This is a genomic window from Streptomyces sp. NPDC053541, assembly GCF_044544705.1.
Classification (GTDB): Bacteria; Actinomycetota; Actinomycetes; order Streptomycetales; family Streptomycetaceae; genus Streptomyces.
Map to the genome: position 1 here is coordinate 206,312 of NZ_JBITXM010000005.1, position 12,080 is coordinate 218,391.

Below are 12,080 nucleotides of genomic sequence, written 5' to 3' on the forward strand. Positions count from 1 at the left end.
GCCCTGGTGAGTGAGCACTTCGTCGGCGCGGGCTGGGCGTTCCCGCTGCGCACCGGTCCGGGCGGGGCGATCGCCCTGGTGCGGCGGGACCGCGAGATCGAGGAGTCGATGCGGCTGGTGCTGGCGACGGCGCCGGGCGAACGCCCGATGCGGCCCGAATTCGGCTGCGCGGTGCACGAGTTGGTGTTCGCGCCGGTCAACGACGCGACGATGGGCCGGATCCGTTACGAGGTGATGTCCTCGTTGGACCGCTGGGAGCCGCGGATCGAGGTGGAGGAGGTCACGGTGGCGCCCGCGCCGGGCGAGCCGACGACCCTGCACATCGACGTGCGCTACCGGGTGCGCGGCGCCAACAACCCGCGCAACCTCGTCTTCCCCTTCTACGTCATCCCCTCCGAGGACTGAAAGAACCGTCATGGCCCTGCCCTCACCCCATCTCGACGACCGGCGGTTCCAGCAGTTCGTCGACGACGCCAAGCGCTATGTCCAGCAGGCGTGTCCGGAGTGGACGGACCACAACGTCTCCGACCCGGGCGTCACCCTGATCGAGGCCGTCGCGCACATGGCGGACCAGCTGGTCTACCGGCTCAACAGGGTGCCGGAGAAGAACCATCTGGCCTTCCTGGACCTGCTGGGCGTGACGCTGTTCCCGCCGGCGGCGGCCCGGGCCGACGTCACGTTCCGGCTGTCCGCGCCTCAGCCCGAGCCGGTGCTGCTGCCGGCCGGCACCGAGGTGGCGACCGGGCGCACGGAGACGGAGGAGGCGGTGGTGTTCGCGACCACGGCCGATCTGACCGTGGTGCCCTGCACGCTCGACCGGGTGCTGCGGCACGGGTCGGGCGGCACGCCCGAGGAGCGCTCCCAGGACGTGCTGGGCGGGCGTGACGTGCCCGCGTTCTCCGCTCTGCCGCAGGTCGGCGACGCGCTCCTGTTCGGTCTTTCGGCCGCCGTCCCGGACTGTGTGCTGGTGCTCGACCTGGACAGCCGGGTGGACGGCGTCGGCGTGGACCCGCGCCGGCCGCCGCTGGTGTGGGAGGCGTGGACGACCGGCGCCGGCTGGACGGCGGTCGAGGTCGACGAGGACACCACGGGCGGTCTGAACCGGCCGGGCGAGGTGGTGCTCCACATGCCGTCGGGGCACGCGGTCTCGCGGCTCGGCGGCCATGACGCGGGCTGGGTGCGCTGCCGGGTGGTGGAGGCCCCGGCCGGGCTGCCCGCGTACAGCGAGTCGCCGACGGTGCGTGCGGCCCGGGCGTTCACCATCGGCGGCACGGTGCGCGCGGCGCACGCGGAGACCGTGCGGGACGAGGGTCTCGGCGTCTCGGAGGGCGTGCCGGGGCAGCGGCTGCGGCTGGCGCACGCACCGGTCGTGGACCGGCCTCCGCTGCTGCTCCAGGTGGCCGAGCGGGCGGGTGGGAGCGCGGACGGGGAGGACCCGGAGGCGGGCTGGCAGGAGTGGACGGCCGTGGCCGACTTCGCGGCCTCCGGCCCCGGCGACCGTCACTTCACCCTGGACGCGACCACGGGCGAGCTGGCCTTCGGCCCGGCGGTCCGCCAACCGGACGGTTCGGTGCGCCAGTTCGGCGCCGTGCCGCCGAAGGGCGCGGCGATCCGGGCGGTCCGGTACGGCACCGGGGGCGGCCGGGCGGGCAACGTGGCCCGGGGCACGATCACCGTGCTGCGCTCCTCCATCCCGTACATCGCGCGCGTGGAGAACCGGGAGGCGGCGCGCGGGGGTGTGGACGGGGAGACCGTGGAGGAGGCGAAGGCGCGGGCGCCGATCACGCTGCGCGCCCAGGAGCGGGCGGTGACGGCCCGTGACTACGAGGAGCTGGCGCGCCGCGCGGCGCCGGAGACGGCGCGGATCGCGTGCCTGGCGGCGGACGCGGGCACGGAGTCCGGGGCCGGGGCCGGGGCCGGGGCCGGGGAGAACGCGGTGCGGGTCCTGGTGGTGCCGCAGGCGGTGCCGGACCGGGGCGGGCGGCTGCGCTTCGAGCAGCTGGTGCCGGGCGAGGAGCTGCTCGCCCGGGTGACGGGCTTCCTGGACGAGCGGCGCCCACTGGGCACCCGGCTCGCCGTCGGGCCGCCGTACTACCAGGGCGTGACCGTGGTCGCGACGCTGCACGCCTTCCGGGCGGCGGACGCGGAGCGGGTGCGGGCCGACGCGCTCGACACCCTCTACGCGTACCTGGATCCGCTGACCGGCGGGGCGCACGGCGAGGGCTGGCCGTTCGGCCGGCCGCTGCGGGCGGGCGAGGTGTTCGCCGCGCTCCAGCGGGTGCCGGGCGTGGAGCTGGTGGACGAGGTACTGCTGCACCCGGCGGACCCGCTGAGCGGACGGCGCGGCGACGCGACCGACCGGATCGAGCTGGCCCCGTCGGCGCTGCTCTTCCCCTTCGACCACCGCGTCCGGGTGGTCGAGGCCCGGTGAGCGGCTCCGCGCGGGGCACAGTGCCGGGGCTGGCGACCCCGCACCCGCTGGGGGCGGCACTGCCGGCCGTGTACGCCGAGGACGACTTCGGCCAGCGGTTCGTCGCCGGTCTCGACGTGGTCCTGGCGCCGCTGTTCCACGTCCTGGACTCCCTGGAGGCCTATTTCTCGCCCCGGCTGGCGCCCGCCGACTTCGTGGACTACCTGGCGGGCTGGGTGGGCACGGAGCTGACCGGTGACGAGCCGCTCGCGCTGCGCCGGCAGGCGGTGGCCTCGGCGATGGCGCTGCACCGGGTCCGCGGCACCCGGCAGGGGCTCGCGGCGGCCGTCCGCCTGGCGTTCGGGGCCGACCCCGAGATCACCGAGAGCGGCGGCGCGAGCTGGTCGGCCCGGCCGCTCGGCCCGTTCCCCGGCAGCCCCGTCCCCGGGGTGCACGTCGTCCTGCGGGTCGCCGACCCGGCCGCGGTGGACCCGCACCGGCTGCGCGCGGTGGTGGCCGCGGCGCGCCCGGCACACCTGCCGTTCACGGTCGCCGTGACCCCGTCCCGTACCTCCGAAGGAGTCTGACCCCCATGAGCGACGCGTCCTCGTCCCCCGCCCCCGCCTCCTCCGCCTCGCGGGCCTGCCCGGAGTGCGGGAGTCCGGTCCGGGAGGGCCGGCAGTCCTTCTGCGACGGCTGCGGGGCGTTCCTGCGCTGGGACACCCCGGCCTCGGGCCCGTCGGCCGCCCCGGACCCGGACCCGGCCCGCCCTGTTGCGCCGGATCCCGCACCGGCGCCGGCTCCGGCCGCCGCCGGTGCGGAGGACGACACGGCCCCGCTGCCGGCCACCCCGGCGGCCGCACCGGAGTCCGAGCCCGCCGACTCGGCGGAGCCGGAGGCCGCCGAGGAGCCGGGTCCCCCGCGGGCCGGGGCGGGGCCCGGGGCCGGGGGCGGGGCCGGGGACACCGTCGCCCGCTCGCTGCTCGTTCCGGTGCCGGAGCACACGGACGACGAGGCGCCGCCGGTCGCCGCGCCCGTGCTTCCGGCCCGGCCCGGGGCGCCGGCGCCGGTGGCGCGGTCCGCCGCCGCGCCCGCGCCGGTGCGGGACGGCCTTCCGTGCCCGGCCTGCGCGAGCCTCAACGAGCGGGGCCGGCACTTCTGCCGGTCCTGTGCGACGCCTATGGTGCCGGAGGAACTGGACACGGCGGACGGCCCGTACGCGGGACGGCGCCCCGGTCTGGCACGCGACCGGGGCCGCTGGGTCGTGCGCGCGCTGGTCGCCGCGGGCGTGGTGGCCGTGGTGGTGGGCGGAATCGTCGGCGGCCCGCCGGCGGTCCGGGCGGTGCAGGACCACTTCGCCACCCGCGTCCCGGTGCACCCGGTCGCCTGGACCGCCTCCCACGCGGCCCCGAAGCGGGACCCGAAGCTCGCGGGCGACGGCTACGCGGACACCTGGTGGGGCACCGGGTACGGGGGCGACTCGGCCGGGCAGTTCCTGGAGGCGCGCTTCGCCGAGCCGACCGACCTGCTGAACGTGCTGATCACACCGGGCAGTTCGAGGAACACCACGCAGGCGGACGGGCAGGCCGCGCCCCGCACCTTCGACCTCGCCGTGACCGACTCCTCCGGCACCACGCACGTCACCCACCACCGGCTGAACGACGGCGGCACCCAGCGGCTCGACCTGCGGGTCCGCGACGCGCTCTCGGTGCGCCTGGTCCTGGGCACGGCGTGGCGGGCGGACCCGCGCCGTCAGGTCGCGGTCGCGGAGCTGGAGTTCTTCGGCCGCTCGGTCACCTGACCCCACGGCCCTGGGGCCTGTCCGGCGAATCAGCGTCGGACAGACGGCGGCGTCTGGTGCATGGGGCTTTCCCAAGCCCGCCAGGGCCGAGGGCTGGGGCTTTCCCAGGCCCGCCAGGGCCTGAGGGCTGGGGCCTCCCCAGGCCCGCCGGGGCCGAGGGTCGGTGCCTCCCAGGCCCGCCAGAGCCGAGGGCTGGGGCCTCCCCAGGCCCGCCAGAGCCGAGGGTCGGTGCCTCCCCAGGCCCGCCAGGGCCCAGGGTCGGTGCCTCCCAGGCCCGCCAGAGCCGAGGGCCGGGGCCTCCCCAGGCCCGCCAGAGCCGAGGGCTGGGGCCGCGCAAGGCCCGCCAAAGCTCAGGGCTGGGGCCTCGCAAGGCGCCGGAGCGTCTCGACAACGGAGCCATCGGACGCTCCGGCAACGCGGTGAGGCGTCGTGCCGGGGGCACCCCCCAGGCTCCGCCAGGGGCACCCCCACCCAGGCGAAGCTCCGGGGAAGGCGGCGGACCCGGCCATGATCCGCCGGACAGGCTCCAGCGGCGCCGGGTTCAGTCGGCGAAGCTGCCGTGGCGGCCCGCTCCGGAGGCGAAGCGGGCCGCGCCGGCCGAGGTCTCCCCGGCGGTCAAGGGGACCGTGCCGTGGCGGAGTTCGGCGGCCAGGGCCGCGTCCTCGGGCAGCCCGTGCTGTTCGAGGAGGGACATCCGGTCGTGCCGCAGGCACAGTTGCGGGAACCCGGCGATCGTCCGGGCGAGTTCCTCGGCGGCGGCGCGGGACTCCCCCGGCGGCACCAGCCGGTTGGCGAGGCCGATGGCGTGCGCCTCGGCGGCGGGGACCGGCCGGCCGGTGAGGATCAGGTCCATGGCGCGGCTCTCCCCGATGAGCCGGGGCAGCCGCACGGTGCCGCCGTCGATCAGCGGCACGCCCCAGCGGCGGCAGAACACGCCGAACACGGCGTCCTCCTCCACCACGCGCAGGTCGCACCAGAGGGCGAGTTCGAGCCCGCCGGCGACGGCGTGTCCGGCGACGGCCGCGATGACCGGCTTGGTGAGCCGGAGCCGGGTCGGCCCCATCGGCCCGTCCCCGTCGGCGGCCACCCGGTTGCCCCGCTCGGTGCCGACCGCCTTGAGGTCGGCACCGGCGCAGAAGGTCCCTCCCTCGCCCCACAGGACGGCCACCGAGGCGGAGTCGTCGGCCTCGAACTCCCGGAAGGCGTCGGCCAGCAGCCGTGCCGTGGGTCCGTCGACGGCGTTGCGGGCCGCGGGCCGGGACAGCACGACGGTCGTCACCGCCCCGGCCCGCTCGACCCGTACGGCGGGCGCCGGCTCAGGAGGCACCGGCCGCCTCCGGGGCGTCCTGGATCCGGCGGAAGGGGCGCTCGGCCTCCAGCGCGAAAGCGAGGTCGAGCAGGGTGCGTTCGCCGCCCGGGCGGGCCGAGAACATCACGCCGACCGGCAGTCCGGCCGCGGTCGCCGAGACCGCGGGCAGCGACATCGACGGGGTGCCGACCACGTTGTCGACCGGGGTGTAGGCGACGTAGGCGAGGATCCGCTTCACCAGGGTGCGGTACGGCACCGAGGGGCTGAGGTGGCCGAGCGGTGGCGTGGTGTGCGCGAGCACCGGGGACATCAGCAGGTCGTGGCCGCGGAAGGCCGCCGCGTACGCCTCCTTGGTGCGCCGCAGCCGGCGCAGCACGGCGGGGGTGCGGTGCCAGTTCTCCACGTAGTGGGCGCGCAGGCCGCGGCTGAGCGGGTCCATGCGGTGCCGGTCGAAGCCGGCGCCGAGGGTGCGGCCGGTGGCACCGATGAGGAAGGACAGCAGGCCCCAGTAGGTGAGGAAGTCCTCGGTGAAGCGGGGGTCGATGGCCGGGGTGACCGGTTCGACGGTGTGGCCGAGCCCTTCGAGGACGGTCGCGGTCTCGGTGACCGCGGCGCGGGTGACGGCGTCGGGCCGCACGCCGTTGGGCGAGTCCAGGAGCAGGCCGATCCGCAGCCGGCGCCCGGAGGGGCCCTCGACGAGGCCGACGGGCGGCAGGGCGGGGTTGCGCCAGTGGCGTTCGGCGGCGGCCAGGAAGGCCGCGGTGTCGCGCACGGAGCGGCTGACGACGCCGTCCGTGACGAGGTCCAGGGGCAGTTGGCGGCTCTGCGCGTTGGCGACGACCCGGCCGCGGGTGGGCTTGAGGCCGACGAGTCCGCAGGCGGCGGACGGGATGCGGATGGAGCCGCCGCCGTCGTTGGCGTGGGCGATCGGCACGGCGCCGGCGGCGACGAGGGCGGCGCTGCCGCCGGACGAGCCGCCCGCCGAGTGGTCGGTGTGCCAGGGGTTGCGGACCGGTTCGGCGCCGTCGTACTCGGTGGTCGGGCTGAAGCCGAACTCGGGCAGCCGGGTCTTGCCGAGGACGGTGACGCCGGTGCTGAGGAACTGGCGGGCGAAGGGCGCGTCCTGGCGGGCCGGGCGCGGGGTGAAGGCCGCGCTGCCGTGGCCGGTGGGCAGTCCGCGCCGGTCGGTGTTGTCCTTGACGAAGGTGGGCACGCCCGCGAAGGCGCCCTGGCCGGGGGTGGCGTAGGTGGTGGGGAGCTCGGCGTGGGTCTGGACGGCGTGCAGCCGGGCCTCGGCCTCGCGGACCCGGGCCGCCGCGTCCCGGGCGGCCTCGGCCGCGCCGATCTCGCCGCTGCGGATGGCGGCGGCGAGCCCGACCGCGTCGTGCTCGCCCAGGGCGTCGTCCCGGAAGACGTGCACCCTGGTCCGCTCCTCGGAAGTCGTCACCGCTGCCTCAGCCCCCGCCCGTCCGCATGCCTGTGCCTGGTGGCCCCATCATTGCGTACCCGCGGGTAACACGCGAGGGGATCATCCGCTCGATTCTCGCCGTTCGTCAGACTGTGCGCATGGCAACCGTCGACGGAGTCCCCGCGTCCACCGCGCAGCTGGCCGCGCTCGCCCTGACCAACTACGGGCACTTCACCACCCTGCGGGTCGAGGAGGGCGGCGGGGTGCGCGGCCTCGGGCCGCACCTGGACCGGCTCGTGCGGGACTGCGCCGCCGTGTTCGGGGCGGCGCTCGATCCCGGGCGGGTCGTCGCGTACGTACGGGAGGCGGTGGCCGGGCTGCCCCGGCCGCTGAACGTGCGGGTGACGGTCTTCGACCCGGCGCTGGACATCGGGCGCCCGGCGGAGCCGGCCGGCGACCCGCACGTGCTGGTGACCGTGCGGCCGGCCGGTGGCCTGTTCCCGCCGCCGTTGCGGGTGTCGGCCCGGCCGTACCGGCGCGACGTCCCCTCCGTGAAGCACGTGGCGCTGTTCGGGCAGCTGGCGCTGCGGCGCGCGGCGCGCGCGGCCGGCTTCGACGACGTGCTGTTCACCGAGCCGGGGCCCGACGGGGAGACGTTGGTCTCGGAGGGCTGCACCTGGAACGTGGGCTTCGTGGCCGCCGACGGGGGCGTGGTGTGGCCGGAGGCGGCCGTGCTGCCCGGGATCACCATGCGGCTGCTGAAGGAGGCGCGTCCGGGTGCGCTCGTCCGGCCGGTGTCCGTGGGGGAACTGCCCGCGATGCGGGCGGTCTTCGCCACGAACGCGGCGATCGGCGTCCGTGCCGTGCGGGCCGTGGACGGGCTGCGCTTCCCGGCCGACGACCCGGTCCTGGCGGAGCTCCGGGCGGCCTACGCGGCGCTCCCGGCGGAACCGCTGGCGGACTGAGCCGGCGGCGCCCGGCCCCGGACGGCCGCGGCTGAGGAGCAGGCTCAGACCGCGGCTGCGGCAGCGGCGCAGGCCCAGACCGGCCTCAGGCCGGGGCGGCGAGCTCCGGGTGCTCCTTGAGGAGGCGGGGCGGGGCGGCCTGCCGCCACGAGTCGACCACGATCGCCCGCAGCTCGTCCGCGTCGTCCACGGCGGCGAGCCGCACCCGTACCCAGGCGAAGGAGGCCTCGTGGTCCGCGACCCAGAACTTCTCCGGCTCGGCGAGGACCAGTTCGCCGCGCTCCTCCTTCGGGCAGCGCACGGCGATCGAGGTCTCCTCCTCGGGCATGGTCAGGAACATCTTGCCGGCGACCCGGAAGGTGGGCATCGACCAGGCCTCCTTCTCCGTGGTCTCCGGCAGGGCGAGCGCGAGCGCGCGGACGTCGTCGGAAGTGCTCATGCGGCCGACCCTACGACGGGGCACCGACAACGGCCGGTTCACGGCCCGGGCGTTGCCGGTGGGCCCGTCGGGCGGCGCTGGTGCCACAGGCAGGACACGACCACGATCAGCGGCCACAGCGACTGCAGGGTGGTGACGAGCCGTTCGGCGACGCCCGCGGGGCCGTCGCCGTCGGTGGCCACCACGTACCAGAGGGCGCCCGCGCCCATGGACACCGTGGCGAGCAGGGAGGGCACCGGTCGCAGCGCCCACGGGGCCCGCCGGGCGCCCCGGACGGCGGCGAGCAGCGGCCACAGGGCGAGGAACGCGAAGCCGGTGGCGGCGACGGAGCCGTGCCGCAGCGAGCCGCCGCTGGTGGGGGCCGGGACCAGCGCCACGACCATGGCGGCCAGGCCGCCGGCGGCGAGTGCGACGCGTCCGGCGCGCGCCGCGGGGCGCAGCGCCCAGGCGGTAACGAGGTAGCACAGGCCGACGGCGAAGAGGGCGCCGGTCATGACCCAGAAGCCCGCGGCGCCGTAGGCGGCGAGGACGCTGATGGTCTGCCGCACGGCGTCGTAGGCCGGGCCCTCGAGGGCGGCCGCGGTCGTCCAGCCGGCGGCCAGGACGACGGGCGCGGTGCCCGACGGCACGAGGGCCCATCTCGGAACGCGTCGCATCGGATCACGGTAGGCGGCCGGGCCGCACCGGGCCGGCGGGGGCGCGCCGCGTCCGCGGCGCGATCCGCCGACCGGAGGTCACCGCCGGGCGCCGAAGACCTGGGTCCAGTAGGGGCCGCCGGCGTCGTGGATGCCGATGCCGATCTCCTTGAAGGAGCAGTTGAGGATGTTGGCGCGGTGGCCGGGGCTGTTCATCCAGGCGTCCATGACCTCGGCGGGGGTCCGCTGGCCCTTGGCGATGTTCTCGCCGTAGGTGGACCACTGGTAGCCGGTGGCGGTGACGCGGTCGCCGGGGTCTGCGCCGTCGGGATTGGTGTGGTCGAAGAAGTTCCGTGCGGCCATGTCGTCGGAGTGGCCCTGGGCGGCGCGGGTGAGCAGCGGATGGGCGGTGAGGGGGCCGCAGCCGGCCTTGGCGCGTTCGGCGTTGGTGAGGTCGATGACCTGCTGGGCTTCGCTCGCGTCGGGCTCGCCGGTGGCCGTGGTGCCGGTGGGACGGGTGGGCTGCGGGCGCGGCGCGGGGGCGGTGGTGCGCGGCGGGGTGGGCCGGGGGGTGGTGCGGGTGGGCGTGGGCCGGGGCGGGCGGCTGGAGGGGCGGGCCGTGGGGGTGGCGCTCGGGCTGCCGAAGGTGGTGGCCGGGTCGGCGCCGTCGGGGCTCACGACGGCGCCGGTGGCGGTGTCGGGGGCGGCCGCGGCGGTGACGTCGGCCGGGTCGGGCTCGGCGGTGTCGGGGCCGGTGGTGAGGACGAAGGCGCCGCCGGTGACGGCGACCACGGCGAGGCCCGCGGCGGCGGCCGCGCGGCGCCGGCCGCGCCGGCGTTCCCGCTCGCGGCGGCGGGCGCCGCGGCCGGCCGGTGCGGCGGCGGAGTGGGCGGCGTGCCGGGCCCGGCCCGCGCCGGGGGCGGGGGTCTGGGATGCGGCGGGCACGGCGTCGAGGGGTGCGGTGGCGGCGGCCGGGCCGAAGGGGGTGCCGCTCCGGAGGGCGGCGAGCTGGGCGGCGGCCGGGGGCACGAGGAGGAGTCCGGCGAGCAGGCCCTCGGCGGGGACGAGCCCGTGGCCGAAGCCGGCGCAGTGGGGGCACGCGCGCGCGTGCCGGGCTATGCGTTTGCGCCAGAGCGCGGAGGGGTGCCCGTCCCAGCCGGCGAGCGCGTCGCGCAGGTCGGGGCAGAGCGGCCGGGCGGACAGGGCGCGCACCACCACGCGCGCGATGTCCAGCTGCGCCTTCATGCGCTGGACGCGTACGGCGGTGTGCTCGGGGGTCAGCGCGAGGGCGGCGGCGACCTCGTGCCGGGTGAGCTGGCCGGCGCATTCCAGCCACCACAGCGAGAGCAGGGCACTGTCCTCGGGTTCGAGCCAGCGGGTGGCCTCGGCGGTCTCGCGGCGCTGTCCGGAGAGCTGGAGCCGGGCCACGGCGAGGTCGACGAAGTCGCTGCCGGGCTGGGCGAGGTCGCGGGCCTCGTCGAGCGCGCCGGCCGCGTACCGGGCCTGCCGGCGCTGCCAGTGGGAGCGCAGGGTGTTCATGGCGATGGCGACCAGCCAGGAGCGGAAGCCGTCCGGGGCGCGCAGGGTGCCGAGGCCGTCGAGGGCGCGCAGCATGGTCTCCTGCACGACGTCGTCGACGTCGTGGTGCCCGTTCAGCGCGCGGCCCACGATGTTGTAGACCAGCGGCAGATGGTCGGCGACGAGCCGGTCCTGCGCCCGGGGGTCGCCGGCCTGCGCGGCCCTCACCAGCTCGGTCCCGTGCGGTGCGTGCATGCCTTGCCTCATCCTGTCGTCCTGCCTGTTGCCGATGCCCGACACCTTGGGAGACCGGGAGCGCCGCGCCGGATAACGGAAATCCGCCGGGGAATCCTCCCGGACTTCCGGGCGAGGGGGAAGCCCCGGTTCCGGAGGGCTGCCGGGGGCGGCCCGGCGACCGCGCCGGCCGGGGCCTGTGGATACTGCTGTGCGAATGTCATCCGGGCGTGATACTCACTTGTCCACCGGGCGGGGCGCTGTCTGACCTGCCCGTTCGACATGGCAAGGGGTGGGGACATGGCATTGCTCCGTGAGTGGGGGCTCACGCTCGGGAAGTGGACCGGCCGGCCGGCGCCGGTCCTGGAGCGGGACTCGGGTGATCCGGAGGTGACGCGCGCCCGGGAGGCCGCCGAGGCGGGCGACTGGACGGCCGTGCGCGCGGTCATGGAGGCGCGGCCGGAGAGCGCGGACCGCACGGAGCTGCTGATGGCCGTCGCGGACACCGCCGGTGTGGAGCGGTGGATCGGCCGGGTGGTCGAGGCGGAGCCGGACGCCCCGCTGCCGAAGCTGGTCGCCGGACTGCGCCAGGTCAGCTGGGGCTGGGAGGCCCGGTCCGCGCTCCGGGCCCGGCACGTCTCGCGGGAGCAGTTCGAGGTGTTCCACGAGCGGCTGCGCACCGCCGAGACCTTGCTGTACGAGGTGGCGGAGCGCGAGCCGTCCTGGGTCTCGCCGTGGTACGGGCTCCAGATGAGCGGACGCGGCCTGGAGGTCGGGCAGGTCACCGCGCGGCGCCGGTTCGAGGCGGCCGTCCGCCGCGACCCGCACCACCCGGGGGTCCACCGGCAGCAGTTGCAGCAGGTCTGCGCGAAGTGGGGCGGTTCGCACGAGGAGATGCACGCCTTCGCCCGCGAGGCGGCGTTCGGCGCGCCCGCCGGCACGCCGCTGGGCCAGCTCGTCGCCCTCGCGCACGTGGAGCACTGGCTCGACCTCGAATCCGGCCCGGACGCCGCCTACATGGGCGGCCCGCGGGTGGCGGAGGAGCTGCACCGCGCCGCCGACCACTCCTACCGGCATCCGGACTTCGCCCCGCGCACCGGGCGGCTGGAGATACTCAACACCTTCGCCATGGCCTTCTCGCTGGCCGGGGAGCGCGACGCCGCCCGCGAGTGCTTCGAGGCCACCGGGGGCCGGGTCACCGAGTTCCCCTGGCAGTACCTCGACAACGATCCCGTCGCGGCCTACCGCACGCAGCGCTCGGCCGCCCGCCGCTGAGCCGGGCCCGGCGCCCCCGGCGCCGCCCGGCCCTCCGGGCCGCCCGCCTCCTCCTCCGTACCGTCGTACCGTCAGAAAGACGTCAT

At 76.8% G+C, this 12,080-nt stretch carries 11 protein-coding genes; 6 read left to right on the forward strand and 5 right to left on the reverse strand.

Annotated elements, in window-relative coordinates; translation table 11 throughout:
• Nucleotides 1-6 precede the first annotated feature (6 nt).
• From ACIGW2_RS14715 to ACIGW2_RS14730, 4 genes are read left to right on the forward strand one after another with little or no spacing between them, the layout of a single operon-like run.
• Complete coding sequence (locus tag ACIGW2_RS14715) at nt 7-405, forward strand: GPW/gp25 family protein (RefSeq protein WP_356073778.1); 399 nt, start codon at nt 7-9, stop codon at nt 403-405.
• A gap of 10 nt (nt 406-415) precedes the next feature.
• Nucleotides 416-2,431, forward strand: coding sequence for a putative baseplate assembly protein (locus ACIGW2_RS14720; RefSeq protein ID WP_391654974.1), 2,016 nt, complete (start codon nt 416-418; stop codon nt 2,429-2,431).
• Nucleotides 2,428-2,997 (forward strand): phage tail protein, encoded by a 570-nt coding sequence (locus tag ACIGW2_RS14725; protein ID WP_391654973.1) that lies wholly within the window; start codon nt 2,428-2,430, stop codon nt 2,995-2,997. Before ACIGW2_RS14720 ends, ACIGW2_RS14725 begins: the two co-directional genes overlap by 4 nt.
• A gap of 5 nt (nt 2,998-3,002) precedes the next feature.
• A complete protein-coding gene (locus ACIGW2_RS14730) occupies nt 3,003-4,211 on the forward strand; it encodes an NADase-type glycan-binding domain-containing protein (RefSeq protein WP_391654972.1) in 1,209 nt (402 codons plus the stop codon).
• Between the two features lie 541 nt (nt 4,212-4,752).
• Here the strand turns inward: ACIGW2_RS14730 and ACIGW2_RS14735 are convergent.
• Both ACIGW2_RS14735 and ACIGW2_RS14740 read right to left on the reverse strand, forming a co-directional pair.
• On the reverse strand, nt 4,753-5,538 hold the full coding sequence (locus tag ACIGW2_RS14735; RefSeq protein ID WP_391654971.1) for a crotonase/enoyl-CoA hydratase family protein: 786 nt from the start codon (nt 5,536-5,538) through the stop codon (nt 4,753-4,755).
• Nucleotides 5,528-6,967: an amidase gene (locus ACIGW2_RS14740; protein ID WP_391654970.1), complete on the reverse strand. Its 1,440-nt coding sequence runs from the start codon at nt 6,965-6,967 to the stop codon at nt 5,528-5,530. The genes ACIGW2_RS14735 and ACIGW2_RS14740 overlap by 11 nt, the downstream gene beginning before the upstream one ends.
• A 119-nt stretch (nt 6,968-7,086) precedes the next feature.
• Between ACIGW2_RS14740 and ACIGW2_RS14745 the strand changes: the two genes are divergently transcribed.
• A complete protein-coding gene (locus ACIGW2_RS14745) occupies nt 7,087-7,893 on the forward strand; it encodes an aminotransferase class IV (protein WP_391654969.1) in 807 nt (268 codons plus the stop codon).
• Nucleotides 7,894-7,978: 85 nt separating this feature from the next.
• On the opposite strand, the gene ACIGW2_RS14750 is transcribed toward ACIGW2_RS14745, so the two are convergent.
• From ACIGW2_RS14750 to ACIGW2_RS14760, 3 genes are all read right to left on the reverse strand, one after another.
• Nucleotides 7,979-8,332, reverse strand: coding sequence for an MmcQ/YjbR family DNA-binding protein (locus ACIGW2_RS14750; RefSeq protein WP_356073757.1), 354 nt, complete (start codon nt 8,330-8,332; stop codon nt 7,979-7,981).
• A 38-nt stretch (nt 8,333-8,370) separates the two neighbouring features.
• The gene (locus tag ACIGW2_RS14755; RefSeq protein WP_399843805.1) at nt 8,371-8,988 is read right to left on the reverse strand and encodes a DUF998 domain-containing protein; all 618 of its coding nucleotides are present in this window, start codon (nt 8,986-8,988) and stop codon (nt 8,371-8,373) included.
• A 78-nt stretch (nt 8,989-9,066) separates the two neighbouring features.
• Nucleotides 9,067-10,740, reverse strand: coding sequence for a sigma-70 family RNA polymerase sigma factor (locus ACIGW2_RS14760; RefSeq protein WP_399843807.1), 1,674 nt, complete (start codon nt 10,738-10,740; stop codon nt 9,067-9,069).
• Between the two features lie 279 nt (nt 10,741-11,019).
• Between ACIGW2_RS14760 and ACIGW2_RS14765 the strand changes: the two genes are divergently transcribed.
• Nucleotides 11,020-11,994, forward strand: a complete 975-nt coding sequence (locus ACIGW2_RS14765; RefSeq protein WP_399843809.1) for a hypothetical protein — start codon at nt 11,020-11,022, stop codon at nt 11,992-11,994.
• The last annotated feature ends 86 nt before the right edge of the window (nt 11,995-12,080 follow it).

Coding starts and splice junctions, on each gene's coding strand:
- ACIGW2_RS14760 (WP_399843807.1), bottom strand. CDS start 10,740: ATGCACGCACCGCACGGGACCGAGCTGGTGAGGGCCGCGCAGGCCGGC.
- ACIGW2_RS14720 (WP_391654974.1), top strand. CDS start 416: ATGGCCCTGCCCTCACCCCATCTCGACGACCGGCGGTTCCAGCAGTTC.
- ACIGW2_RS14745 (WP_391654969.1), top strand. CDS start 7,087: ATGGCAACCGTCGACGGAGTCCCCGCGTCCACCGCGCAGCTGGCCGCG.
- ACIGW2_RS14730 (WP_391654972.1), top strand. CDS start 3,003: ATGAGCGACGCGTCCTCGTCCCCCGCCCCCGCCTCCTCCGCCTCGCGG.
- ACIGW2_RS14755 (WP_399843805.1), bottom strand. CDS start 8,988: ATGCGACGCGTTCCGAGATGGGCCCTCGTGCCGTCGGGCACCGCGCCC.
- ACIGW2_RS14750 (WP_356073757.1), bottom strand. CDS start 8,332: ATGAGCACTTCCGACGACGTCCGCGCGCTCGCGCTCGCCCTGCCGGAG.
- ACIGW2_RS14765 (WP_399843809.1), top strand. CDS start 11,020: ATGGCATTGCTCCGTGAGTGGGGGCTCACGCTCGGGAAGTGGACCGGC.